The following is a 25,133-nucleotide window of genomic DNA, read 5'->3' on the forward strand; positions in this document are numbered from 1 at the left end:
ATTACTCCTCGATCTCATTCAGGTTGCGCCCGGCCAGTGCGGCTTTGACCGTCGAATCAAGGCGACGGGCGGCAAATGCGTCGGTCACCTGCGACAGACGCTTGGTCTGTTGCTCGATGGCTGCGCCATCGGTGCCCGCCAGCAAATCACGTAGTTCTTGCATCTGGAATTCGATGGCGTCGCGCTCGTCACTGCTGAGCAAGCGTTCGCCGTCGGCGTCCAGGGCGCCCTGTACCGCTTCGAGCAGGCGCTCGGCGTCCACCTGGTGCTCGCGCAACTGGCGGGCATGCTTGTCGGAACCGGCGTGTTCGAACGAGTCCTTGAGCATGCGGGCGATTTCGCCGTCGGTCAGGCCGTAGGACGGCTTGACCTGGATGCTGGCTTCCACGCCCGAACCCAGCTCGCGCGCAGCAACGCTGAGCAGGCCGTCGGCATCCACCTGGAAGGTGACGCGGATTTTTGCCGAGCCGGCGACCATGGCCGGAATGCCACGCAGCTCGAAACGCGCCAGCGAGCGGCAGTCGCTGATCAGCTCACGCTCGCCTTGCAGCACGTGGATCATCATGGCCGTCTGGCCGTCTTTGTAAGTGGTGAACTCCTGGGCACGCGCCACCGGAATGGTGGTGTTGCGCGGGATCACCTTCTCCATCAGCCCGCCCATGGTTTCGAGGCCAAGCGACAGCGGAATGACATCGAGCAGCAGCAGTTCGCCACCTTCGCGGCGGTTGCCGGCCAGGGTATCGGCCTGAATCGCGGCGCCGATGGCCACCACCTGGTCCGGGTCGATCGAGGTCAGCGGCGTACGACCAAACAGCGCACCCACCGCATCGCGCACACGCGGCACGCGGGTCGAGCCACCGACCATGACCACGGCGCTGACTTCGTCCATTTCAACGCCGCTGTCGCGCACCGCGCGGCGGCAAGCCTTGAGGCTGCGGGCGATCATCGGCTCGATCATGGCGTCGAAGGCAACACGGCTCAGCTCACCTTGCCAGGCACCGTGGCTGACAGTGACCACGTCGGCGTCAGTCAGGGCCTCTTTGGCAGCGCAGGCAGTCTGCAGCAGTGCGCGCTGGGTGGCCGGGTCCAGGTCGGAGGAAAGACCGGCCTGCTCGATGATCCAGCCGGCGATGGCATGGTCGAAATCGTCGCCGCCCAAGGCGGTATCGCCGCCGGTGGCCAGCACTTCGAACACACCGGCCGTCAGGCGCAGGATGGAAATGTCAAAGGTACCGCCGCCCAGGTCATAGATGGCCACCACGCCTTCGGCGTTCTGGTCCAGGCCGTAGGCCACGGCAGCGGCGGTCGGCTCATTGAGCAGGCGCAGCACGTTCAGGCCTGCCAGGCGTGCAGCGTCTTTGGTCGCCTGGCGCTGCGCGTCGTCGAAGTAAGCTGGCACGGTGATCACCGCGCCTACCAGCTCGCCACCCAGGGTCGCTTCGGCCCGCTCACGCAGCACCTTGAGGATGTCGGCGGACACTTCCACCGGGCTTTTCGGGCCCTGCACGGTATCGATGAACGGCATGTGCGACTCACCGCCGACAAAGCGGTAAGGCAGTTGCTCGCCCAACTGCTTGACGTCGGCAACGCCGCGCCCCATCAGGCGCTTGACCGACAGCACGGTGTTCAGCGGGTCGCTGGAAGCGGCCTCACGCGCGGCCTGCCCCACCTCGATACGCCCGTCGAGGTAGCGTACCGCGGACGGCAGAATGACGTTACCCTGCGCATCAGGCAGGGGCTCGCTGCGGCCGCTGCGCAAGGCGGCGACCATGGAGTTGGTGGTACCCAGGTCAATGCCCACCGCCAGGCGACGCTGGTGCGGTTGAGGGGTTTGACCGGGTTCGGCAATCTGCAGTAGGGCCATGCTTATCTGAGTACCTTAGGTGCCATCACGGGCGACACCGGGTTAATCGTCGAGGCGCTCTTCCAGTTGGCGCACTTCTTGGGCGAGCTTGTCGAGGAACTGCATGCGGCGCATCAGGCGCTCAGCCTTGTCGCGCTCGGCGGGAACATCCCAGCAGGCAGCGAAATCCTCGTTCAGCGAGTCCTGGGCGGCCTTCAAGCGCTTCTTGAATGCCGCTACGCCGTCCAGGTCGGCTTCGTCCTGCAGCTCTTCCAGCTCTTCGCGCCACTGCATCTGCTGCAACAGAAAGTCCGGGTCGTGGACCGTGACTTCCTGGGGCACTTCGTGACCGCTGATGGCCAGCAGATAGCGGGCACGACGCGGCGCACTGCGCAGCGTCTGGTAGGCGTCGTTGAGGGCTGCGGACTTTTCCAGCGCGACCCGCTGCTCCCGCTCGGAGGCGTCGGCAAAACGGTCGGGATGGACTTCGCGGGCCAGCTCTCGGTAGCGAGTGGCCAGCTTGTCGAGATCCAGGCGGAAGCTTGGCTGGAGGTCAAACAATGCGTAGTGACAAGGAGTACCCACAGCCGGCCTCAAACGTTGAAGCTTTCGCCGCAGCCACACTCACCGCGCACGTTGGGGTTGTTGAACTTGAAGCCTTCGTTCAACCCTTCCTTGACGAAGTCCAGCTCGGTACCGTCGAGGTACACCAGGCTCTTGGGATCGATGATCACCTTGACGCCGTGGTTTTCGAACACCTGGTCTTCGTCGGCCAGCTCGTCAACGAACTCCAGCACGTAGGCCAGGCCCGAGCAACCGGTGGTGCGCACGCCCAGGCGAATGCCCTCACCTTTGCCGCGCCCATCGAGGGAGCGGCGAATGTGGTTGGCGGCGGCTTCTGTCATGCTGATAGCCATCAGGACTCCTTACCTCGCAACAGGCGGCTTAGATCAAGCCTTTCTTCTGCTTGTAATCGCGCACAGCTGCCTTGATGGCATCTTCGGCGAGTACCGAGCAGTGGATCTTGACCGGCGGCAACGCCAGTTCTTCTGCCAGCTGGGTGTTCTTGATGGTTTCGGCTTCGTCCAGGGTCTTGCCCTTCATCCACTCGGTAGCGAGGGAGCTGGAAGCGATGGCCGAACCGCAACCGTAGGTCTTGAACTTGGCGTCTTCGATCACGCCCTGTTCGTTGACCTTGATTTGCAGACGCATCACGTCGCCACACGCAGGGGCGCCGACCATGCCGGTACCGACATCCGGGTCTTCGGCATTCATCTTGCCGACGTTGCGTGGGTTTTCGTAGTGGTCGATGACCTTTTCACTGTATGCCATGGTGCAATTCCTTCCTCATCAGGGAGCCGCTCTTGCCGGCGACTGCTTAGTGGGCGGCCCACTCGATCTTGGAGATGTCAACGCCGTCTTTGTACATATCCCACAGCGGCGACAGTTCACGCAGTTTGTTGACGGCCTCGCAGACTTTCTGCGCGGCGTAGTCGACTTCTTCTTCGGTGGTGAAGCGGCCGAAGGAGAAGCGGATCGAGCTGTGCGCCAGCTCGTCGTTGCGGCCCAGAGCACGCAGTACGTACGACGGCTCGAGCGACGCGGAGGTGCACGCCGAACCGGAAGATACGGCGATGTCCTTCAGCGACATCAGCAGCGATTCGCCTTCGACGTAGTTGAAGCTCAGGTTCAGGTTGTGCGGTACGCGGGCAGTCTGGCTACCGTTGACGTACAGCTCTTCAAGGCTGGAGACCTGCTTGAAGAAGCGGTCGCTCAGGGCCTTGATGCGTACGTTTTCGGCGGCCATTTCCTGCTTGGCGATGGCGAATGCTTCGCCCATGCCGACGATCTGGTGGGTCGGCAGGGTGCCCGAACGCATGCCGCGCTCATGACCACCACCGTGGATGATGGCTTCCAGACGCACACGCGGCTTGCGGCTGACGTACAGCGCGCCGATGCCTTTCGGGCCGTAGGCTTTGTGCGCCGAGAACGACATCAGGTCGACCTTCAGCTTCTGCACGTCGATTTCCACCTTGCCGGCCGACTGGGCGGCATCGACATGGAACAGCACGCCACGCGCACGGGTCAGCTCACCGATGGCGGCGATGTCGTTGATCGAGCCGACTTCGTTGTTCACGTGCATCAGCGACACCAGGATAGTGTCGTCACGCAGCACGGCCTCGACCATGGCCGGGGTGACGATACCGTCTTCGCCTGGCTCCAGGTAGGTGACTTCGAAACCTTCACGCTCCAGCTGGCGAGCGGTATCCAGTACCGCCTTGTGCTCGATCTTGGAGGTGATGATGTGCTTGCCCTTGGTCTGATAGAAGTGCGCCACGCCTTTGAGGGCGAGGTTGTCGGACTCGGTGGCACCGCTGGTCCAGACGATCTCGCGCGGGTCGGCGTTGATCAGCTCGGCAACCTGGCGGCGGCCGTTCTCGACCGCTTCTTCGGCCTTCCAGCCGAACACGTGGGAGCGCGAAGCCGGGTTACCGAAGTTCCCGTCAACCAGCAGGCATTCGGCCATTTTCTGGGCGACGCGTGGGTCAACCGGCGTGGTCGCGGAGTAATCGAGGTAGATCGGCAACTTCATTTGTCTCTCCTATCAGGCGGTGGCGTCGCTCGTCGTGGCTAAGGGTCAATCGACGGCAGACGTCTCAATCTTGTCCAGCTGGGCGGTTCGGCCTGCGACACGACGCAAGTCCTGGCGCTGGGCGACTTCCTGCACCTCACGGCGCATGACAAGGTCGGCCAGGCTGATGCCGCTGAGGAATTCATGGATCTGCTGGCTGAGGTCGCACCACAGGTGGTGGGTCAGGCAGGTATCACCGGCATGGCAGTCCCCGAGGCCCTGGCAACGGGTGGCATCGACCGATTCGTTGACCGCGTCGATGACCTGTGCCACCTGGATGGTTTCCATACCGCGCGACAGCTGATAGCCGCCACCTGGGCCGCGCACACTGGAAACCAGGCTGCTACGGCGCAGCTTGGCGAACAGCTGCTCCAGATAAGAGAGGGAAATGCCCTGGCGCTCGGAAATATCGGCCAAAGACACCGGCCCATGCTGCGCGTGCAACGCCAGGTCGAGCATGGCAGTCACGGCGTATCGGCCTTTGGTAGTCAGTCGCATGGCTATTGGGTACCACGGGAGTTTCGGGATGTGTGCAAGTATGCGATTCCCGAGCATTTAAGTCAACTATTAGACCTACTGCTTTAGTCGGGTTTGCATCTGGGAGGCGGCGCGATTGTAGCAGACGAGGGGCGTGAGCACACGCCCCGTATGTCTACCTCGGTGCGCCGCGGCGCAATCAATGCGGCTGAGTGTCGCGCCTGACGGCCTGGGCCGCTTCGGTGAAGTCATCTTCAGGCAGGGCCGGCAGCTCTTTGGCGCAGTAGTCACTGCCCATTTTCGTCAACGCGCCGCACATACCCTCCAGCCGCTCGTCGACGGCCTGCAGGTGGTCGAGCATCTGGCCAATGGCGCGCGCCACCGGGTCGGGCATGTCGCCACTCACGCCGTAGGCGTCGAAGCCGATCTTCTCGGCCATGGCCTTGCGCTTGGCCTCCACTTCGCTGTCTTCGCTCTTGACGATGATGCGCCCGGGGATGCCCACTGCCGTGGCACCGGCCGGGACCGCCTTGGTCACCACCGCATTGGAGCCGATCTTGGCCCCCGCACCCACGGTGAACGGGCCCAGCACCTTGGCCCCCGCCCCTACCACCACGCCGTTTTCCAGGGTGGGGTGGCGCTTGCCCTTGTTCCAGCTGGTGCCGCCCAGCGTAACGCCCTGGTACAGGGTGACGTCATCGCCGATTTCGGCGGTTTCGCCGATGACGATGCCCATGCCGTGGTCGATGAAGAAACGCCGGCCGATGGTGGCACCCGGGTGAATCTCGATACCGGTGAGCCAGCGGCCAAAGTTCGAGACCAGGCGCGCCAGCCACTTGAAGTCGCGCCGCCACAAGGCATTACCCAGGCGATGCAGCCAGATGGCATGCATGCCCGGGTAGCAGGTGAGCACCTCGAAGGCATTGCGCGCAGCCGGGTCACGGTGGAATACGCTTTGAATATCTTCACGCAGGCGTTCAAACATCTTTCAGTCCTTCCGTTTATGCGGCTCGCCCCGGACCACTTTCTGGGTCTCGGTCAGGATGCCGCGCAAAATGCTCATTTCCGAACGCTCGACCGCCACCCGCCCGTACAGCCGGCGCAAGCGCGGCATCAGGTGCTTGGGCTTTGCAGGGTCGAGGAAGCCGATGCCCACCAGGGTTTTCTCCAGGTGGTCGTAGAACAGCTCCATTTCGTCCATGGTCGCCAGCTCGCTGGCATCCACCTTCTCGACCCGGGCCGGTGCCACACCGGCGGCCAACCAGGCCATGCGCACCTCATAGGCGAGCACTTGCACGGCGGCAGCCAGGTTCAGCGAGCTGAAGTCGGGGTTGGAGGGAATGTGCACGTGGAAGTGACATCGCTGCAGTTCTTCGTTGGTCAGGCCGGCGTGTTCGCGCCCGAACACCAGGGCGATTTCTTCGCCACCATTGGCATGCACCACCGCCTTTTCGCCACATTCACGCGGGCCGATCAACGGCCAGGGAATGCTGCGCTCGCGGGCGCTGGTGCCCATCACCAGGTTGCAGCCGACCAGGGCCTGTTCGAGGCTGTCGACCACCTGGGCATTGTCCAGCACATCGTCGGCACCAGAGGCGCGGGCACTGGCATCCACGGCGGGGAACTCTTTCGGCTGCACCAGCACCAGGCGCGACAAGCCCATGTTTTTCATGGCACGCGCAGCGCCGCCGATGTTGCCGGGGTGGCTGGTATTGACCAGAACAACACGAATATTTTGCAGCAAGGTGTTGTGCTCACAGATGCAGGAATCAGGGGCTTGGATCTTACAGAACCGACAGACGTAACGCCACGAAAGCAAATGTGCCCCTTCTGCCGCCACAGTTTTCTGCTAGAATGATCGGCTTTCTTCTTTAACATCTCCAGGTGACCCGCCCATGCAGCCTATGCTGAATATCGCCCTGCGCGCCGCTCGCAGCGCCAGTGAACTGATTTTCCGCTCCATCGAACGCCTGGATAGCATCAAGGTCGATGAGAAAGAGGCCAAGGACTACGTTTCCGAAGTCGATCGCGCCGCCGAGCAGACCATCGTCAACGCCCTGCGCAAGGCCTACCCGAACCACTCCATCCAGGGTGAAGAAACCGGCCTGCACGCCGGCACCGGTGAAGAGGGCAAGGATTACCTGTGGATCATCGACCCGCTGGACGGCACCACTAACTTCCTGCGTGGCATCCCGCACTTCGCTGTCAGCATCGCCTGCAAATACCGTGGCCGCCTTGAGCACGCCGTGATCGTCGACCCGGTTCGCCAGGAAGAATTCACCGCCAGCCGTGGCCGTGGCGCCCAACTCAATGGCCGCCGCCTGCGTGTCAGCTCGCGCACCAGCCTGGAAGGCGCCCTGCTGGGTACCGGCTTCCCGTTCCGCGACAGCCAGATGGCCGACCTCGACAACTACCTGGGCATGTTCCGCGCCTTGACCGGCCAGACTGCCGGCATCCGCCGCGCCGGCGCTGCCAGCCTGGACCTGGCCTACGTTGCTGCCGGCCGCTTCGACGCCTTCTGGGAATCGGGGCTGTCCGAGTGGGACATGGCCGCTGGCGTGCTGCTGATCCAGGAAGCCGGTGGCCTGGTGAGCGACTTCAACGGTGGCCACGACTTCCTCGACAAAGGCCACATCGTTGCGGGCAACATCAAGTGCTTCAAGGCCGTGCTGACCGCTATCCAGCCACACCTGCCAGAAAGCCTGAAGCGCTAAGCGCGGATTGCTGGCAAACAAAAAGCACCCCTCGGGGTGCTTTTTTGTGCCTGCCGGAGCCGTCCACAATCCGCATTTTTTGGGAGCGGCCTTGTGTCGCGAAAGGGCTGCAAAGCAGCCCCGACAATCTCTGATGGGTCACAGACCCTGGGGCCGCTGCGCGCCCCTTTCGCGACGCAAGGCCGCCCCCACAAAAAAGAGCGGACCGCATTCAGACTTACTGCCCGGCCTCGCTCAGGATCAGCTTGCCATTCTTGTCCACCGGAATGGTCGACCCAGGCTCGCGGTCCATCTTCACCTGCCCTACCTGATCACCCAGGGTGTACTTCACGTTGTACCCCACCACCTTCTCACTGATGTCATTGACCGTATTGCAGCGGGTTTGCGTGGTGGTGTAGGTGTCACGCTGCTGCATGCCTTCCTGCACCTTGTTACCGGCATAACCACCACCGACCGCACCGGCAACGGTGGCGATCTTCTTGCCGGTGCCGCCACCGATCTGGTTGCCGAGCAAGCCGCCCGCCAGGGCGCCTACCACGGTACCGGCGATCTGGTGCTGGTCCTTGACCGGCGCCTGGCGCGTTACGGCAACGTCCTTGCACACTTCACGCGGGGTTTTCACCTGTTGCTTGATCGGCTGCACGTCGGTGACCTGGGCATATTCAGGCCCCTTGTTGACCAAGCTGTAGGTCGCGACAGCACCTCCGGCAGTCACACCGACAGCACCCAGTACCGCACCCACCAGCATTGATTTATTCACGTCAACCTCCTGATCGTAACAGCGGGTCGCAACCCGCGCTTCTCCCAGCCTTGGAGCAAAAAAAAAGGCGCGAGTTCAATACTCGCGCCTTTTGCACCGCCAGGCGGTGTTGGGCTAGCCGCTACGGACGATCGTCCACGCCTTCTGCCTTGGTCGGCGGGATCAGGTCTTCACTGTTCAGGTTCAGCCAGATCAATACCACGTTGGCGATGTAGATCGACGAGTAGGTACCTGCCATCACCCCGATGAACAAGGCCAGCGAGAAGCCGAACAGGTTGTCACCGCCGAAGAACAACAGCGCCGCGATGGCCAGCAAGGTCGAAACCGAGGTGGCGATGGTACGCAGCAAGGTCTGGGTGGTGGACACGTTGATGTTCTCGATCAACGAAGCCTTGCGCATGACGCGGAAGTTTTCCCGCACCCGGTCGAACACGACGATGGTGTCGTTCAGCGAGTAGCCGATGATCGCCAGCACTGCCGCCAATACCGTCAGGTCGAAGGTGATCTGGAAGAACGACAGGATACCCAGCGTGACCACCACGTCGTGAATCAGCGAGATGATCGCCCCCACCGCGAACTTCCACTGGAAGCGGAAGGCCAGGTAGATGAGGATGCCGCCCAACGCCAGCAGCATGCCCATGCCACCCTGGTCGCGCAGCTCTTCACCCACCTGCGGGCCAACGAACTCGACGCGCTTGAGCGTGGCCGGGTTGTCGCCGCCCGCCTTCTGCAGTGCGGCAGCTACCTTGTTGCCCAGTTGCGGGTCATCACCCGGCATACGCACCAACAGGTCGGTGGTAGCACCAAAGCTTTGCACCACGGCCTCGTGGAAACCGGAGTCGACCAGCTCGGCGCGTACCGCCTTGAGGTCTGCCGGGCGCTCGTAGGTCAGCTCGATCAGCGTACCACCGGTGAAGTCCAGGCCGAAGTTCAGGCCTTTCTGCCACCAGCTGAACAGCGCCAGCACGGTGAGGAGCACGGTAATGGCGAACGCGACATTGCGCACGCCCATGAAGTTGATGGTTTTCATCGCAGCTCCCTCAAACCCACAGCTTCTTGATGTCACGCCCGCCACAGGTCAGGTTGACCATTGCGCGGGTCACCATGACGGCGGTGAACATCGAGGTGAAAATCCCGAGGGACATGGTGACCGCAAAGCCCTTGACCGGGCCGGTACCCATGGCGAACAGGATGCCGCCGACCAGCAGGCTGGTCAGGTTGGCGTCAATGATCGCGGTATAGGCGCGGTTGAAACCTTCGTGGATGGCGCGCTGCACCGACATGCCGGCCTTCAGCTCTTCGCGTATGCGCGAGAAGATCAGCACGTTGGCGTCTACCGCCATACCCATGGTCAACACGATACCGGCAATGCCCGGCAGGGTCAGGGTGGCCCCCAGCAGCGACATCAGTGCCAGCAGCAGCACCATGTTGCCCGCCAGGGCGATGGTGGCGATCACGCCAAAACCACGGTAGATGGCGATGATGAACAGCGAGACGAACAGCATGCCCCACAGCGATGCATCGATACCTTTGGTGATGTTGTCGGCACCCAGGCTTGGGCCGATGGTACGTTCTTCTGCGAAGTACATCGGTGCAGCCAGACCACCGGCACGCAGCAACAGCGCCAGCTCGGACGATTCACCCTGGCCGTTCAGGCCGGTGATGCGGAACTGGCTACCCAGCGGCGACTGGATGGTGGCCAGGCTGATGATTTTCTTCTCTTCGACGAAGCTTTGCACGGCCACGTCTTTCTCGACGCCGTCGACGGTTTGCTTGACGTAGCGGGTAACCGGCTTCTGCTCGATGAAGATCACCGCCATGCTGCGGCCAACGTTGCTGCGGGTAGCGCGGCTCATCAGCTCGCCACCGTGGCCATCCAGGCGAATGTTCACCTGTGGGCGGCCGTGTTCATCGAAACTTGCCTGGGCGTCGGTAACCTGGTCACCGGTAATGATCAGCCCGCGCTCGACCGCAGCGGACCGGCCGCCCTCGCGGAACTCGAACACCTCGGTAGTGGCCTTGGACGCACCCGGTTCGGCACCGAAACGGAACTCGAGGTTGGCGGTTTTACCCAGGATACGTTTGGCTTCGGCAGTGTCCTGCACACCTGGCAACTCGACCACGATGCGGTTGGCGCCCTGACGCTGTACCAGCGGCTCGGCCACGCCCAGCTCGTTGACGCGGTTGCGCACGGTGGTGAGGTTCTGCTTGATCGAGTATTCGCGGATTTCGGCGACCTTCGCCTGGGTCAGCGCCAGGCGCAGCACCGCAAGGTCGTTGCGCTCGGTGGTGGTCAGGTCGAAATCATTGAAATTCTTGCGGATCAGGGCACGCGCCTGTTCGCGGGTTGCATCGTCAGCAAAGCCCAGCATGATGCCACCATCCTGCTGAGGCAGGCTGCGGTAGCGCACACGCTCTTTACGCAGCAAGGTCTTGACCTCGCCTTCGTAGACTTTCATGCGGGCGCTCATGGCCTTGTCCATGTCCACTTCCAGCAGGAAGTGCACACCACCGGACAGGTCCAGGCCCAGCTTCATCGGGCTTGCACCCAGGTTGCGCAGCCATTGCGGAGTCGTCTGGGCCAGGTTCAGGGCCACGACGTAATCATCGCCCAGCGCCTTGCGCACCACATCCTTGGCCGGCAGCTGGTCTTCCTGGTTGGTCAGGCGGATCAGCCCGCTGCCCTTCTCGCCCAGGCTGGTGCCCTTGACTGCGATCTTGGCATCGACCAACGCCTTGCTGACGCGGTCGAGGTCGGCCTGGTTCACCTGCAGCGCCGAGCTGGCACCACTGATCTGCACCGCCGGGTCGTCCGGGTAAAGGTTGGGTGCGGAATAAATGAAACCGACCACCAGTACCAGCACGATCAGTGCATATTTCCACAGAGGGTATTTGTTCAGCATCACGCCGCCCGTTCAAGACGCGGGGCGCGTTGCGCGCCCCGACTGGAAAATAAAACCGGTAACTCAGATAGCCTTGAGCGTACCTTTTGGCAGGGTCGCAGCAATGGCGCCCTTCTGGAACTTCAGTTCGACAGTGTCGGACACTTCCAGAACCACGAAGTCATCGGAAACCTTGACGATCTTGCCGGCGATACCGCCGTTGGTGACAACTTCGTCACCTTTTTGCAAGTTGCTCAGCAGGTTCTTCTGCTCTTTGGCACGCTTGGCCTGTGGGCGCCAGATCATGAGGTAGAAGATGACCAGGAAACCGACCAGGAAAATCCACTCGAAGCCGGTACCGGCTGGGCCGGCGGCAGGTGCTGCAGCGTCCGCGTATGCGGCGGGGATCAAGAAGCTCATTGGGCACTCCTAATGTAATTTTCTAATAATGGATGCAGACAGTCAGTCCAAGGGCGGAACCGGAAGCCCGCGCTTGGCGTAGAAGGCGTCGACAAAGGCGGCCAATTTACCCTGATGAATGGCCTCGCGTAAACCGGCCATCAAGCGCTGGTAATGGCGCAAGTTATGGATGGTATTCAGCATGCTGCTCAGCATTTCGCCGCACTTGTCCAAATGGTGCAGATAGGCGCGCGAGAAGTTGGTGCAGGTGTAGCAGTCACAGGTCGGATCCAGCGGCGATTCATCGTGGCGATGGAACGCATTGCGGATCTTGATCACCCCTGTATCGACAAACAGATGCCCGTTGCGCGCATTGCGCGTTGGCATCACGCAGTCGAACATGTCGACGCCGCGGCGCACACCCTCAACGAGATCTTCCGGTTTGCCTACCCCCATAAGGTAACGAGGTTTGTCAGCCGGCATCTGGTCAGGCAGGTAATCCAGCACCTTGATCATTTCGTGCTTGGGCTCGCCAACCGATAGGCCACCAATGGCCAGGCCATCGAAACCGATGTTTTCCAGACCTTCGAGCGAGCGCATGCGCAGGTCCTGATACATGCCACCCTGGACAATGCCGAACAGCGCGGCGGTGTTGTCGGCGTGGGCGTTCTTCGAGCGCTGGGCCCAGCGCAGCGACAGCTCCATGGAGGTGCGCGCGACATCGTGCTCGGCCGGGTACGGGGTGCACTCGTCGAAGATCATCACCACGTCCGACCCCAGGTCACGCTGGACCTGCATCGACTCTTCCGGGCCCATGAACACCTTGGAGCCATCGACCGGCGAGGCGAAGGTCACACCCTCTTCCTTGATCTTGCGCATGGCGCCCAGGCTGAACACCTGGAAACCACCGGAGTCGGTGAGGATCGGGCCCTTCCACTGCATGAAATCGTGCAGGCCGTTGTGCTTCTTGATCACCTCGGTGCCGGGGCGCAGCCACAGGTGGAAGGTATTGCCGAGGATCATCTCGGCGCCAATGGCCTCGATATCGCGTGGCAGCATGCCCTTGACCGTGCCATAGGTGCCCACCGGCATGAACGCCGGGGTTTCCACGGTGCCACGAGGGAAAGTGATGCGACCGCGACGGGCCTTGCCGTCGGTGGCCAGCAGTTCGAAGGACATTCGACAGGTGCGACTCATGCTTGATCCTCGGGGCCGCGTGGCGCCGGATTGCGGGTGATGAACATGGCATCACCGTAACTGAAGAAGCGGTACCCCTGCTCCACCGCCGCGGCGTAGGCGGCCATGGTCTCGGGGTAGCCGGCGAAGGCCGAGACCAGCATCAGCAGCGTGGACTCCGGCAGGTGGAAGTTGGTGACCAGTGCGTCGACCACATGGAACGGCCGACCCGGGTAGATGAAAATATCCGTGTCGCCGCTGAACGCCTTGAGCACGCCGTCGCGCGCGGCACTTTCCAGCGAACGCACGCTGGTGGTGCCCACGGCGATCACCCGGCCACCGCGAGCGCGACAGGCCGTGATGGCATCGACCACGTCCTGGCTCACTTCGAGCCACTCTTTGTGCATATGGTGGTCTTCGATCTTGTCGACACGCACCGGCTGGAACGTGCCGGCGCCCACGTGCAGGGTGACGAAGGCGCGCTCCACGCCCTTGGCGGCAATTTTTTCCAGCAGCGCTTCATCGAAGTGCAGGCCGGCGGTGGGCGCGGCCACTGCACCGGCACGCTGGGCGTAGACGGTCTGGTAGCGCTCACGGTCGGCGCCCTCGTCGGGGCGGTCGATATAGGGCGGCAACGGCATGTGCCCGACGCGGTCGAGCAGTGGCAGCACCTCTTCGGTGAAGCGCAGCTCGAACAGTGTGTCGTGGCGGGCGACCATTTCGGCCTCGCCACCGCCATCGATGAGGATGACCGCGCCCTCTTTCGGCGCCTTGCTGGCCCTTACGTGAGCCAGCACCCGGTGGCTGTCGAGCACGCGTTCGACCAGCACTTCCAGCTTGCCGCCAGACGCTTTCTGGCCGAACAAGCGGGCCGGAATGACCCGGGTGTTGTTGAACACCATCAGGTCGCCGGGGCGCAGGTACTCGAGCAAATCGGGGAATTGCCGGTGTGCCAGCACGCCGCTCGGCCCATCGAGGACCAGCAGACGGCTGCCATGGCGCTCGGCCAGTGGGTGGCGGGCGATCAGGGAATCGGGGAGTTCGAAGGAAAAATCGGCGACGCGCATGATGATGTTCGGTTCGGCAGGGCCGGGAAGTTTAGCCCAATGTGTGAAAATTGACCATGAAAGCCGATTGACCGACCAGCGGCAGCTCTCTATACTGCGCGCCACACGCCCTGATGGCGGAATTGGTAGACGCGGCGGATTCAAAATCCGTTTTCGAAAGGAGTGGGAGTTCGAGTCTCCCTCGGGGCACCATCAAAATGAAGAAAGGCCTTGATTTTCAAGGCCTTTTTTTTCGCCTGGCGTAAATTTGGCGTAACTCGGGCTGAGACCAGTGTATGGGCACAGTCTAAGCAGGCGACTTGTCACCGCTAGGGAGCCGCAAATGTCCTGGATTGATGCAGCGTTCATCTTTTTGGAAAAGGCCTGGCTTGGCACGCTCGTTGGGATCATAGGTCTCATCGCCGGCATCGTGGCCTACATTTGGAGCCGGAGACGAACCAGTCTGGGCTACGTACACCTGGGCGAGCATCTGCTCGGAGGTGCGTCCGAAAAGCTGCCCTCGGCAATCCAGGTGCAGTACAACGGCATAAACATTCCCCGCCTAACTAAGTCGGTTCTCATCCTTTGGAACAATGGCGAGAACACCGTCTTGGGTAATGACATCGTAGCCCGGGATCCTCTTCGCTTGGTCGTTGGCGACGATGGAGAAATCCTGTCCGCTTCAGTGCTAAAAGCGACTCGGGAGTTCAACGACTTTGAAATCCTCAAAAAGCCCGAGAATGCACCGAACGAGGTGGCGTTCACATTCGATTTCCTCGATGCGAATGATGGTGTCGTCGTTGAAGTTCTCCACACCAGCAGCAGTCGCAAACCTATGGTGAAAGGAACCATGCGGGGGCTTCCGAAGGGGGTTCGCAACATGGGTCAATTCGCCAGGCCGAAGCCGCAAAAGAAAAAGCGCAGCGGACCGGTAGCAGCCGCAGTGTCTGTGTTGTCGCATCCCTACGTCTTAGCATGCGCAGGCTTTCTCTTTGCTGTGTATGGCCCTCGACCAACATTTCCTAGCGATCCAAAACTCTACAACGGTGTGATGGGGGGCATGGGCGGATTCTTCGGGATGTGGGTGTTCACCACTTGGTCTGCTCGACGGAAGTATCCGAAGAGCCTCCATCTTGAGAGTCTCGAATAGTGAACTGCGGCGCTGTGATAGGCCCAATTTTCTGAACCAGGCATTTGAGCGTACACGCGACGTAGCGTCCCTATGCACGTGGAAAACCAAAATTTAGGTTGCCCCCTAAAAAGCTTGTCAGATTTGTCAGATTGTTCTTCTTACCTATGTCTAACCCTTACATCTCAAGGCCTTCAGCGTTTTTGGCCACCCGGCGTTTTTCCTGTGATCTATCGATAGCTGTGTAGAGGTCAACTTTGAGACGCTTGGTGCCTGTCAGGCTGGACAGGCTCTTTTCCAGACCCTCCAAGCTACGAGCTATTCCAATCACCGGGTCTCGCCCCAGCTCACTGGCTCCCGCATAGTCAGCCATATCCAGCGTATAGACGTTGATCTCTCTCGGTTTCTCCTTGCTGCCTCGGCGCCACGAAATCGTAACTTCGAAAGCCTTTCCCTCCAGAACGCTGATGTCAGCAAGGTAGCTTCGCAAGCCCTGTCCTGGCTTCAAAACGCTTACGCTTTCAAAAGGAATTTTTGCATCTTCCTTGCGAGCCTCACCGTTCTCAAGCGGAGGATCGAAGCAAACTTGAATGTCGTAAGCTGTAGCATTTCCTGTGTTATCCACAAGCAAGTCGAAATGCCGAAGTGACCAGCGATTAGGGCTCAGGGTCGCGACCACGTGCGGCTGATCTGATGCTTCAACCATCCTGGTGGTTTCTTTTGCAAGCAGCTTCGTCACACGCCAGAGAAATATCGTGGCGACGGCTGTCACAACTGTCGCAAGCATGCCCCCCACACTGAGCGCTGTGGTTAGCCATGATGGCTGATCGGGCATAGATTCTCTCCTGAAACGATTTCCGTAAAATTCTCCAGGATTCTAGGGTGTCCCCAGATCCTAGGACACCCCTTTTGATTGAGGTGAAGCACAATCTATGAAACGGGGAACGAACGGGGAAGGCGCCCTACCTTAAACAAAAAAAGGCCTGCTATTTGCTCGCAAGCCTTTGATTTTTATGGTGGGCCCACACGGACTCGAACCGTGGCCCAAAGGATTATGAGTTATTGGGAGCTGAAGGAGCGGTCTGTATCACACCCCTTTGTGCAAAGGTGTCCCCAGGACAGAGATGCCCGCGGCAACAGGTGGCTGCTGAGCAAACGCCATTTCTGGTGTTAGAGGTGGGGGTGTCCTCAGATTTGAAGACACCCGTCAAGTGGCACTTTCCAGCCAACCTAAACACTGGGTTCAACAACGGCGATTCGCTGGTATCACCCAGGCCGGCAGAAGTGGGCTAGGCTGCGGATTCAGCTGCTTTGGCTACTCCAGGAGAAAAGGAATGTCGAAGATCAGCGTAGCTGCACCGCTCGTGAATGGTGATCTGTGGGACCCACTGGAGCAGGACGCATCTTGTGAGGACGTTGTGACGCTGATATGCGGGGATGATCTACGCCCACCGCCCAACAGCGTGGTGATCAAGCTGACCACCGACTCCGGCAAGCAGGTCGAGGTATGGATTCCGAATTCGGACAGCGGCACAGCCAGCGTACGCGTAGATGGCAAGTCGATCTGAGCCCCGCCTGGTCACCCGGCCAAATGTGAGTAGGATTGTGAGTAGGCTTTAGGCCGCACCTTTAAACACCTCCTAATCCCATAGCCCATAGAGCAATGTTCGAGTCTCCCTCGGGCACCAATACGTGTACACAGCTGTCTAACGACGGCTACGCAATACCCTTAAAGCCCGCTAAATGCGGGCTTTTTGGTATCTGGGGTTCCGCCCCTTCCCTTGTCAGCCATTCTCTTTTGGTACTTTTTCTGTACAGATTCCAGCTCGAGGATTGGAGGTGTACAGATATGCCCCTGACCACCTTGCAAATCAAAGGCTCCAAACCGACGAACAAGCAATTCATGCTTGGTGAGTGAGGACATCGCACAGTGAGAAATGTCCACACGGCCTGGCCCCATTGCAGCCCCTCGACATCCGGCTGAATCGGCCAACGACTCTTCTGCTATCGCCCTGGCGGGCTGGTGCAGCCTGCTTTGGATGCACCGTCTGCGCTAAAGGACGTTGATCCTCGTCGGCGACCGCGGGTCGGGGACGCCAGCCAAGCCAAAAGAGGCCTGTGGGCCCCCAACGCACTCAGTATCGCCCTCGGCTCAGTTCGCATGCGGCAAAGCCTGAACCTTCTCCGGCGGTTTGATCGAACCGATGTAGACAGCAAAGATCGTCAACAACGCACCGCACACCTGCAACGCCGAACTGGCCTTGCCCAGGAATGTCACGTCGATGAAGTACGTGATCACCGGTTCCAACAACAGGATCAACCCGGCCAGCCCCAGACTGATGCTGCCAATCGAACGGTTGACCAGCATCCACCCTACGAACTGCACCAACACCCCGTAGATGATCAGCATCACCCACGTCTGGCTATCGACGATCGCCAGGCTCTCGCCGTTGACCACCGCGTAGGCCAGCAGCACCAAGGCGGCCCAGATACTCAGGTTGAGCATCTGGGCGATCTTGTCACCGCCACCGTCAGGCAACTGCGTGTTGACCTTCAGGAAATAGACGCAAATGGCATAGGCAAGGCCCGACAATACGCCATACACGACCCCCTTGATGCCCACGGCGCTGGTCATTTCAGGTATCAGCAGCAGATACAGCCCAACGAACGCGAGGGTGATGGAGATCAGGAAGTAAACCGAAGGCCGCTCCTTTAGCAAGTACATACCCAACACGGTCATGAAGAATACCTGGCAGTTGGTGAGGATGGAGCCAATGCCAGGCCCCACAACATAGATACTCTGGTGCCAAAGCACCAGATCGATCGCCAGAAACACCCCTGCCAGCCCGGTATAAAGTTGCGCCCGGTAACTTTCCAGCAGAACCGGAATCCGCCGCACCTTGAGCAACAGGAAAAACAGCACCGAAGCGAACAGCATCCGGTAGAACCCTGCTCCGCCAGCGCCGATGTTGGCGAATGCCACTGCCAGCGCCGAGAGGCTGAGCATCAACCCACCGACTGTCAACTCGGCAATGGCCCGCTTGTTATTAATCGACATGCGCAACTCCATTGATGAATTCCAGCGTGTCGGCGTCATTACCCGGAGTACTGAAAGTGGCGTGTTCCAATACCTGCTGCATCGCCTCGAAGATGGCATCCAGCCCGGCCTGGAACACCTGCAGGGGAATATTCAGGGCAGGCATGAGTTTGAGCACCTGGTCTTTCGGCCCGCAGCGCTCGATGATCAGCCGGCGCGCAAAGCAGGCGCGCATGACTTCGGCAGCCAGTGCTGGCTCATTGAACTCAATCCCGTAGAACAGGCCCCGTCCGCGCACCTGCTTGATGTGCTGCGCGAAACGCACGTTCAGCTCGGCCAGCCAACCTTTCAATATCGCCTCGGTGGCCTGGATATGTTCGATCAGGCCCTCATCGCTCCAGTACTCCTGCAGCGTCTTGGTCGCTGCAACGAAGGCAACGGTATTGCCGCGGAACGTGCCGTTGTCTTCACCCGGCGCCCACTGGTCCAGCTCCGGGCGGTGCAGGAGCAGAGCGAGTGGCAGGCCGTAGCCGCTAAGGGACTTGGACAGGCAGACCATGTCCGGGACGATGCCCGACGGCTCGAAGCTGAAGAACGTACCGGTACGACCGCAGCCAGCCTGGATATCGTCGATGATCAACAAAATCCCGTGGTCGGTGGTCAGCGAGCGCAACCGCGTTAACCACTGGCTCGAGGCAACGTTGATACCGCCCTCGCCCTGCACGGTTTCAACGATCACCGCAGCGGGCAAGTCCATGCCGGAACTGTTGTCGTTCAGCAGACGCTCGAAGTACGCGATCGAGTCCAACCCTTCCAGGTAACCATCGTAGGGCATGCGGAAAACATAAGGGTCAATGCCCGGCTGACGATTGTCGCGATTGCCCGTCAACCCAAGGGATGTGCTGGACATACCATGGAAGCCATTGGTGAAGGCCACAACAAAACGCCGCCCAGTCACCTTGCGCGCAAGCTTGACGGCGGACTCCACAACACTGGTACCGGTGGGTGAGGTGAATTGCATCTTGTAAGGCAGGGCACGCGGCTCAAGAATCAGCTTGCGGAAGTTGAAGATGAACTCCTGCTTGGCTCGACTGTGCATGTCCAGCGCGGCCTGAATGCCGTCACGTTGCAGGTAGTCGATCACGGCAGCCTTTACCGCAGTGGGGTTATGGCCGTAGTTGACCGAACCCGCACAGCTGAGAAAGTCGATGTACGAGCGCCCCTTGAAGTCGTACAGGTAACTGCCTCTCGCTTGATCGAAGATGACAGGAAAGCTTCGGCAGTAACTCCGTGCCTGAGACTCTACGTTTGCAAATATGCCTAACTCATCCATTACCGATGCTTCCATTGCAGCCTACTCACACAAAAATATTGTTGACCGTTCTTTGTCGCCGTCACTCAGGCGATTTTTTGCGCAGTGCTGGTGTAGCCCAACTGCTCGCTGAGCGAATTGAAGATGTCGCGAGCGCGCAGCGACAGCAGGCTGAATGAGCCGGCATCGCCATAACCGTGGGAAGATTCGCACAGCCCGTTGAGGTAAAGCGCGGGCATGTCGTGGCCTTTGCGGGGCTCCAGGCGGTAGTCGCGACCGATGCAAATCACGCCATCCGAGCTGCATTGCAAGTGTTGGGCAACACCCTGCAGGATCGCCGGGAACGGCTCGTCCTGCGCGCCGGTTCCCAGATTGCGAAAGCCCGTGGCCAGGACAATGGCGTCCAGCCCTTGAACGTATTCGACCGCCTGGTCCTGCACGCTGTGCAGAACCACCGTATGTCCCTCGGCGGTGGGCAGGCACGCTTGGACTTCGCTGAGGTTCTTGATGATGACGCGTTGCTTGCCTTGCAACTTGTCCTCATACATGCCCACGTACAACTCGGAAATCACATCCGCGTCTGCGGCCGAATAGTTGGTGTAGTGCAGATGGCGGTTGATGTTCTTCTTGGCGGCCGGCGTGCTGTTGTAGTACTGGTCGACGAATTCCGGGAAATACACATGCTCGCTGAACTGGCTAGTGTCTTTGAGGCGGAAGCCGTAGCCACGCTGGATATTGAAAATTTCAAGCGCGGGGTAACGGTGGCGCAGGTGCAGGATGATCTCGATTGCACTCTGGCTGCCGCCCACTACCGCCACACGCTTCAACTCGCCCTGCGCATCCAGTTGTGCGAGCCGCGCGAGGTATTGCGTGAGGTGGAAGACCCGCTCTGGCGCACAGTCGGCGAACACCGCAGGGATGGCCGGCGTACGCCCCGGGGCGACCACCAGGGAGCGTGCGAGGTACTGATTGCCGGCCTCGGTTGCAATGCGATAGAGGCTGCTGGCCGGATCGTAGCTGACCGCGACCACTGTCTGGTTGTAGGCCACCTCGCGGGAAAAGAATCCGGCGACCCAGCGCACGTATTCCGCGAACTCACTGCGCAGCGGGAACTCGAGCCCCAGGTTCAGGTGCTCGAACAGCCGGTTGTTTTCAAACAGGAAGTTGGTGAAGGTGTATCGGCTTCTCGGGTTGCGCGGGGTTACGAGGTCGCGGCTCGGATGGTTCTGGATATCGCTGCCCGCCAGCATCATTTCCGGCTGCCAACGGGTACCGTCCTGGCGCTCCAGGAACAGTCGGCTACCAGTAAAGCCCAATTCTTCCAGCGCAATGGCCAATGCGATGTTGGCGGGTCCGAAACCGATGCCGATCACGTCATAAACTTGCTGATCAGCAGCACTTACACTACGGATACTCATGTTCCCTTCCCTGTCGGACAGATAAAGCCACACTCGGCAAACAGAAAAGCACCACGCGCTTTTCTGTTCCGGCGATTACTAATTTTTTTATGTCTGAAGCGTTTACAAAAGTTGCGCTTTAAACTTCTGCAGCTGCTTTTTCCAGCCACTGCTGAACCGGGCCGTAAGCCAGCACCTGATCCACGTAACTTTGCAGCGCCGGCGGCACGCTGATGCCATAACGGCGCAAGCGAAACACCACAGGGGCGAACATTGCGTCCACGATGCCGAACTGGCCGCAGAGGAATGTGCTGGACTGGCTCGCCGCTCGCAGGCCACCCCAGATAGAGAAGACCCTGGCGATATCTGCCTGGGTTTCCTCAGTCAACGGGCCTGCATCGTCGCCAGTGCCGAGGCCGAACGACATCTGGGTGCGCAGGTGGGTGAAGCCTGAGTGCATTTCCGCGGCTGCGGCGCGCGCCAGCGCCCTGAGCCCGGCATCCTGGGGCCACAGGTTGGCATCGGGGAGGGTTTCGGCGATGTACTCGCTGATGGCCAGACTGTCGTTGATCACGACGTTGCCCAGCAACAATGCTGGGACTTTGCCAGAAGGCGAGTACTTGCCAATCTGCCGGTGGGTATCAGGCTGTTCCAGCTTGACCTGAACCGTGTCGAATACAGCGTCCGCCGTCACCATCACCAGCCACGCACGCAGCGACCAGGACGACTTGTTGAAGTCCCCGATAACCAGTTTGTCCGTCATATCCTTTCCTAGCGTTTTTTGTGGAATAGGTGCTAACTTTACGGCCGCTTTTTTCACCCGTATTGCACAAAACTGGACAGGTCATGGAAAAGACAGAAGACCTAAAAAACCCTCCTAATAGTAAGGATTTCGTGCACTTCTGGCGCATTCCCGAAGGCAACTGCGAACTCTTGTCAGCGCGCTATACCACTCAGTCTTTCGGTCGGCACTCACACGACCGCTATGCAGTAGGGGTGATAAACGGCGGGGTTGAAAAGCTTTACTACCGCGGCGGCTACGCCTTGGGTGGGGTGGGCAGTGTTGTCACGATCACGCCCGGCGAGATACATGACGGCCTGCCCGGCCGCGACAATGGCTGGATGTACCGGATGCTCTATCTCGATCCGGACTGGGTAAACCGTGCGGTGTTTCAGGGCCGTGTGGCCAGCGATCACATCCATCTTTTTCAAGAGGCGCTCAGCTCGAGTCCGGACTTTGCCCACACCTTCCTTCAGTTGCACCAACTGATTGAACTAACGCCACCTGGCCTGCAGCGCGAATCGATCCTGCTGGAGCTGGTGTGCCAGGTGTTCGAACGCAGCGGAGCCCCCGCCCTGTCAGCCCTGCCATCAGAGCAGCAGGCGGTAAAACGGATAAAACACAAGCTGGAAGACGATTTCGACCAGGACATTACCCTGGAGGCCTTGGCCCGGCTAGTCAACCTCGAGCCGCTGTACCTGATTCGTGTCTTCAAGAAGCACGTTGGTGTTTCGCCCCACAGCTATCAAATTCAAAGGCGCATCGCACATGTTCAGAAGCTGCTGCGCGCGGGTGCCAGTCTGACGGAAGCGGCATGTGCGGGTGGCTTCTTCGATCAAAGCCACATGGCGCGCGCCTTCAAGAAAGTGGTTGGAATGACACCCGGGAGCTTTCGCAACAGCGGAGTTCCACGAACGGCCACCTGACCCTGGCTCTGCTGAATAGCGTCTGGGCTGGTCAACCATGCGCCACATTGAAGACGCCAAATACCTAGTCTACCCGCTTATTACCGCCAGTTAACGCGGCTGCGCACACAAGCGCGAATGGTAGTTGCCGCTCTGCAACTGAACACATGACTTCAAACTATTGGCACACTTAATCATCGAACCACTTATCGGATAATTGTCCATCGAACCCCAGCAAGTTTCGCCAACGCCCAACCAAGACCGAAGAGCTTGCCAAATTACGATGATGTTTAAAAATTTATGCGCATGGGGAAATATTCATTAAAAAACAACAATACAAAGATAGTTAAAAGTTACCCTCGGGGGCATCAAAATCCGGAAAAAGCCGGCGGTATGGTCGTTTCTTTTCGCCTCGCAACAACCACCCTTCGTCTTGACGCCACCGCCACGGCGCCGGGCCTCGCCCCGATACCCCGATTCTATTGGCTACCCTTCTGATTAGCCCTTAAGCTGTCATTCGTCGGATATATCACGAAAGCATTGTCCAAATAATGGCACTTAGCCATAGTTGCGCACTCTTCCCCTCAATCCTGTGTGAACCATGAAAGCTATAGCGCCCTGTGTGGCAGCAATGATGCTGCTGGGTGGGTGCAATGGAGTGCCAACGTCGTACGTTTCCGATCCCGTCTACAGCCAGGCATTCGTGGTCACCTCCGGTGCTCCGCTGCCAATGCTGCTGATGGCCAGCGCCATCCAGTGGAACGAGGATTACGCAGTAACCGCCAAACACACCCCCTTCCTGCCCAACGTGGTTCACGAAGGCCTCGGTGATGTGGTGTTCTTCAAGCACAAGGCTGCGACGGTACCGGCCTGGCGCCAGTACGTGCCGGGCGAGGCCGTGACGGCGGTCGGCTACAACAGCTTGATGATGCCCATGCAAGGCAAGGGCCATGCCCTGCCGTCGCTGGTTCGGCTGGAAGGTACGCCTGGCAGTGTCTTCTACTCGGTACACGATGGCCCGATCACCAAAGGCATGTCGGGTGGGCCGGTGTTTGCCGACGATGGCAAGGTCGTAGGCATCAACGTGGCCATCATCCCGACCAGCGAGATCGACGCTGGCAGGCGCCCCGACCTGATCGGCAAGGAACGCATCAGCGTGTTCATGTCGTTCAACGAGATCGACAAGGAGTGGCGGCGCTATCAGTACCTGCTGGCACGCAAGGCCAAGCCGAGGGCGCCGGCCGCGGTCAAAGGCTACGTGGCGGTGGCCGCCAAGCCGTGAATCGGGGCGCGGTGCTGGATGGAAAGCGGCCTAGGATGTGAGGCTGATGGCCTCTTCGCGGGTAAACCCGCTCCTACAGGGCCTGCGCGGGATTAGTGCCTGCGCTCGGGAGGTCTGAGTGCCATGTTTCAATCACGACACCGCCGGCCTGCTGCTCTATCCACAGCTGGGCTTCACACCATTCGGCATCATCAAGTGGCCACCCAATCGTATCCTTATGGATACACCCGCTCAAGGGTGGCGAACCTTCGGCGCCCCTCGACGTCCCATCCTGCATCCCCCGCGTTCCGAGGTACCCCCGCGTGAAAGACGTCATCGCCCGCAAGTACCGCCTGGTGGTGAAGACCATCGGCTACATCGGCTGGTCGCTGTTCTGGCTGCTGATCTGGGATGTGCTGGTCACCATCGACTTCATGCTGTTCTTCAACAGCAAGTTCACCTTACCGCTGATCCCATTGACCCTGCTGGGTTCTGCGCTGGTGGTGCTGGTGAGCTTTCGCAACAGCAGTGCCTACAACCGCTGGTGGGAAGCACGCACGCTATGGGGCGCGCTGGTGAACAGCTCGCGCAGTTTTGCCCGGCAGACGCTGACCCTGATCGATGACACGGACGACGGCCTGAACCCGGTCAAGGCCACCCTGCTGCGCCGGCATGTCGCCTATGTGAACTGCCTGGCGGCACACCTGAAAGGTGAACCCTGCCCGGAGGAACTGATGGCTTTTATCCCGCCGGCGGAGTTCGAACGGCGCAACCGCTCGAACAACTTCGCCAACGACATCCTCAGCGGCTCGGCGGCCCTGCTGGCCCGGGAATACCAGGCCGGGCGGCTGGACAGCATTCGCCTGGCGCGGCTGGAGGCAACCCTGGTGGACCTGTCCAATGCCCAGGGCGGCATGGAGCGGATTGCCAATACGCCGCTGCCGTACCCTTACGTGTATTTTCCGCGCCTGTTCATCACCTTGTTCTGCCTGATCGTGCCGGTGGGGCTGGTGGAGTCGCTGGGCTGGTTCACACCGCTGGCGTCGACGGTGGTGGGGTTCATGTTGCTGGCCATCGAGCGGATCGGTACCGACTTGCAGAGCCCGTTCAGGTTCAGTGAACACCAGATCCAGATGGACACCATCTGCGAGACGATTGAGCGCAACCTGGAATCGATGCAGCGCGAGGCGCAGTGTGGCGAGGTTGTGGGAGCCTGATGGATTTTGGGGCTGCCTTGCGGCCCTGGCTATCGGTCAGGCCCGCACATAACGCTGGCGCAACACATCACTGAGCAGGTCCACCAGCAACACCAGCACCAGCATGCCAAGGATCACCGTGCTGGCCTGGGCTTCCTGGAACAGGCTCAAGGTGGTGTACAGCAT

25 protein-coding genes, 1 tRNA gene and 2 pseudogenes are annotated in these 25,133 nt (G+C 60.2%); 8 read left to right on the forward strand and 20 right to left on the reverse strand.

All coding sequences use genetic code 11. The features are described 5' to 3' along the window. Position 1: 1 nt before the first annotated feature. The 8 genes from hscA to trmJ all read right to left on the reverse strand — a co-directional run bounded on the left by hscA (position 2) and on the right by trmJ (position 6,696). The gene (gene hscA, locus DMX12_RS25925) at positions 2-1,864 is read right to left on the reverse strand and encodes a Fe-S protein assembly chaperone HscA (RefSeq protein ID WP_054881952.1); all 1,863 of its coding nucleotides are present in this window, start codon (positions 1,862-1,864) and stop codon (positions 2-4) included. 42 nt (positions 1,865-1,906) lie between these two features. Beyond that, entirely contained in the window at positions 1,907-2,428 is a 522-nt protein-coding gene (gene hscB, locus DMX12_RS25930; protein WP_054911407.1) for a co-chaperone HscB, read from the reverse strand. A gap of 8 nt (positions 2,429-2,436) precedes the next feature. Beyond that, positions 2,437-2,760, reverse strand: a complete 324-nt coding sequence (gene iscA, locus DMX12_RS25935) for an iron-sulfur cluster assembly protein IscA (RefSeq protein WP_003248536.1) — start codon at positions 2,758-2,760, stop codon at positions 2,437-2,439. Between the two features lie 28 nt (positions 2,761-2,788). Beyond that, positions 2,789-3,175 (reverse strand): Fe-S cluster assembly scaffold IscU, encoded by a 387-nt coding sequence (iscU, locus tag DMX12_RS25940; RefSeq protein WP_003248539.1) that lies wholly within the window; start codon positions 3,173-3,175, stop codon positions 2,789-2,791. A gap of 46 nt (positions 3,176-3,221) precedes the next feature. Further along, a complete protein-coding gene (locus tag DMX12_RS25945) occupies positions 3,222-4,436 on the reverse strand; it encodes an IscS subfamily cysteine desulfurase (RefSeq protein WP_009682042.1) in 1,215 nt (404 codons plus the stop codon). A 45-nt stretch (positions 4,437-4,481) separates the two neighbouring features. Continuing rightward, on the reverse strand, positions 4,482-4,973 hold the full coding sequence (iscR, locus tag DMX12_RS25950; RefSeq protein ID WP_008092572.1) for a Fe-S cluster assembly transcriptional regulator IscR: 492 nt from the start codon (positions 4,971-4,973) through the stop codon (positions 4,482-4,484). Between the two features lie 178 nt (positions 4,974-5,151). Then, a complete protein-coding gene (gene cysE / locus DMX12_RS25955) occupies positions 5,152-5,937 on the reverse strand; it encodes a serine O-acetyltransferase (RefSeq protein ID WP_054911408.1) in 786 nt (261 codons plus the stop codon). Between the two features lie 3 nt (positions 5,938-5,940). After that, complete coding sequence (gene trmJ, locus DMX12_RS25960; protein ID WP_110679841.1) at positions 5,941-6,696, reverse strand: tRNA (cytosine(32)/uridine(32)-2'-O)-methyltransferase TrmJ; 756 nt, start codon at positions 6,694-6,696, stop codon at positions 5,941-5,943. A 151-nt stretch (positions 6,697-6,847) separates the two neighbouring features. On the opposite strand from trmJ, the gene suhB reads away from it, so the two are divergent. Next, positions 6,848-7,666: an inositol-phosphate phosphatase gene (gene suhB / locus DMX12_RS25965; protein ID WP_009682045.1), complete on the forward strand. Its 819-nt coding sequence runs from the start codon at positions 6,848-6,850 to the stop codon at positions 7,664-7,666. Between the two features lie 217 nt (positions 7,667-7,883). Here suhB and DMX12_RS25970 read toward each other — a convergent pair whose 3' ends face one another. From DMX12_RS25970 to queA, 6 genes are all read right to left on the reverse strand, one after another. Further along, positions 7,884-8,426 carry a glycine zipper 2TM domain-containing protein gene (locus DMX12_RS25970; RefSeq protein ID WP_033744396.1) on the reverse strand — a complete coding sequence of 181 codons (543 nt, stop codon included), beginning with the start codon at positions 8,424-8,426 and terminating at the stop codon, positions 7,884-7,886. A gap of 121 nt (positions 8,427-8,547) precedes the next feature. Beyond that, positions 8,548-9,456 (reverse strand): protein translocase subunit SecF, encoded by a 909-nt coding sequence (gene secF / locus DMX12_RS25975; protein ID WP_009682047.1) that lies wholly within the window; start codon positions 9,454-9,456, stop codon positions 8,548-8,550. A 10-nt stretch (positions 9,457-9,466) separates the two neighbouring features. Further along, a complete protein-coding gene (secD, locus tag DMX12_RS25980) occupies positions 9,467-11,329 on the reverse strand; it encodes a protein translocase subunit SecD (protein ID WP_054890336.1) in 1,863 nt (620 codons plus the stop codon). Between the two features lie 63 nt (positions 11,330-11,392). Continuing rightward, a complete protein-coding gene (yajC, locus tag DMX12_RS25985; protein ID WP_008092587.1) occupies positions 11,393-11,728 on the reverse strand; it encodes a preprotein translocase subunit YajC in 336 nt (111 codons plus the stop codon). A 42-nt stretch (positions 11,729-11,770) separates the two neighbouring features. Next, positions 11,771-12,886 (reverse strand): tRNA guanosine(34) transglycosylase Tgt, encoded by a 1,116-nt coding sequence (gene tgt, locus DMX12_RS25990; RefSeq protein ID WP_009682049.1) that lies wholly within the window; start codon positions 12,884-12,886, stop codon positions 11,771-11,773. A gap of 14 nt (positions 12,887-12,900) precedes the next feature. Continuing rightward, complete coding sequence (gene queA, locus DMX12_RS25995) at positions 12,901-13,950, reverse strand: tRNA preQ1(34) S-adenosylmethionine ribosyltransferase-isomerase QueA (protein ID WP_054911410.1); 1,050 nt, start codon at positions 13,948-13,950, stop codon at positions 12,901-12,903. A 107-nt stretch (positions 13,951-14,057) separates the two neighbouring features. Here queA and DMX12_RS26000 point away from each other — a divergent pair. Continuing rightward, positions 14,058-14,142 (forward strand) — tRNA-Leu (locus tag DMX12_RS26000). Positions 14,143-14,272: 130 nt separating this feature from the next. Next, on the forward strand, positions 14,273-15,079 hold the full coding sequence (locus DMX12_RS26005) for a hypothetical protein (RefSeq protein WP_110679842.1): 807 nt from the start codon (positions 14,273-14,275) through the stop codon (positions 15,077-15,079). Positions 15,080-15,236: 157 nt separating this feature from the next. On the opposite strand, the gene DMX12_RS26010 is transcribed toward DMX12_RS26005, so the two are convergent. Next, the gene (locus tag DMX12_RS26010) at positions 15,237-15,893 is read right to left on the reverse strand and encodes a hypothetical protein (RefSeq protein WP_110679843.1); all 657 of its coding nucleotides are present in this window, start codon (positions 15,891-15,893) and stop codon (positions 15,237-15,239) included. Between the two features lie 499 nt (positions 15,894-16,392). Here DMX12_RS26010 and DMX12_RS26015 point away from each other — a divergent pair, with 499 nt between their 5' ends. Next, positions 16,393-16,626 (forward strand): hypothetical protein, encoded by a 234-nt coding sequence (locus DMX12_RS26015; RefSeq protein ID WP_110679844.1) that lies wholly within the window; start codon positions 16,393-16,395, stop codon positions 16,624-16,626. A 584-nt stretch (positions 16,627-17,210) separates the two neighbouring features. On the opposite strand, the gene DMX12_RS26020 is transcribed toward DMX12_RS26015, so the two are convergent. The 4 genes from DMX12_RS26020 to DMX12_RS26035 all read right to left on the reverse strand — a co-directional run bounded on the left by DMX12_RS26020 (position 17,211) and on the right by DMX12_RS26035 (position 21,567). Continuing rightward, entirely contained in the window at positions 17,211-18,116 is a 906-nt protein-coding gene (locus DMX12_RS26020) for a DMT family transporter (protein WP_110679849.1), read from the reverse strand. Then, positions 18,106-19,428, reverse strand: coding sequence for a diaminobutyrate--2-oxoglutarate transaminase (gene ectB, locus DMX12_RS26025; protein WP_110679845.1), 1,323 nt, complete (start codon positions 19,426-19,428; stop codon positions 18,106-18,108). The genes DMX12_RS26020 and ectB overlap by 11 nt, the downstream gene beginning before the upstream one ends. A gap of 65 nt (positions 19,429-19,493) precedes the next feature. Beyond that, positions 19,494-20,825 (reverse strand): lysine N(6)-hydroxylase/L-ornithine N(5)-oxygenase family protein, encoded by a 1,332-nt coding sequence (locus DMX12_RS26030; RefSeq protein ID WP_110679846.1) that lies wholly within the window; start codon positions 20,823-20,825, stop codon positions 19,494-19,496. A gap of 118 nt (positions 20,826-20,943) precedes the next feature. Then, positions 20,944-21,567: a glutathione S-transferase family protein gene (locus tag DMX12_RS26035; protein WP_110679847.1), complete on the reverse strand. Its 624-nt coding sequence runs from the start codon at positions 21,565-21,567 to the stop codon at positions 20,944-20,946. 83 nt (positions 21,568-21,650) lie between these two features. On the opposite strand from DMX12_RS26035, the gene DMX12_RS26040 reads away from it, so the two are divergent. From DMX12_RS26040 to DMX12_RS26055, 4 genes and pseudogenes are all read left to right on the forward strand, one after another. Then, complete coding sequence (locus DMX12_RS26040; protein ID WP_110679848.1) at positions 21,651-22,511, forward strand: AraC family transcriptional regulator; 861 nt, start codon at positions 21,651-21,653, stop codon at positions 22,509-22,511. Positions 22,512-23,124: 613 nt separating this feature from the next. Continuing rightward, on the forward strand, positions 23,125-23,772 hold the full coding sequence (locus DMX12_RS26045) for a trypsin-like peptidase domain-containing protein (RefSeq protein WP_033690164.1): 648 nt from the start codon (positions 23,125-23,127) through the stop codon (positions 23,770-23,772). A 118-nt stretch (positions 23,773-23,890) separates the two neighbouring features. Continuing rightward, positions 23,891-23,992: pseudogene (locus DMX12_RS30080) on the forward strand (GNAT family N-acetyltransferase); the annotation flags it as partial. An 82-nt stretch (positions 23,993-24,074) separates the two neighbouring features. Beyond that, positions 24,075-24,968: a bestrophin family protein gene (locus DMX12_RS26055; protein ID WP_047150158.1), complete on the forward strand. Its 894-nt coding sequence runs from the start codon at positions 24,075-24,077 to the stop codon at positions 24,966-24,968. Positions 24,969-25,004: 36 nt separating this feature from the next. On the opposite strand, the pseudogene DMX12_RS26060 reads toward DMX12_RS26055, so the two are convergent. Next, positions 25,005-25,133 (reverse strand): annotated as a pseudogene (locus DMX12_RS26060) (phosphonate ABC transporter, permease protein PhnE); the annotation flags it as partial.

It is taken from the genome of Pseudomonas sp. MB-090624 (assembly GCF_003205245.1).
GTDB classification, from domain to species: Bacteria; Pseudomonadota; Gammaproteobacteria; order Pseudomonadales; family Pseudomonadaceae; genus Aquipseudomonas; species Aquipseudomonas juntendi.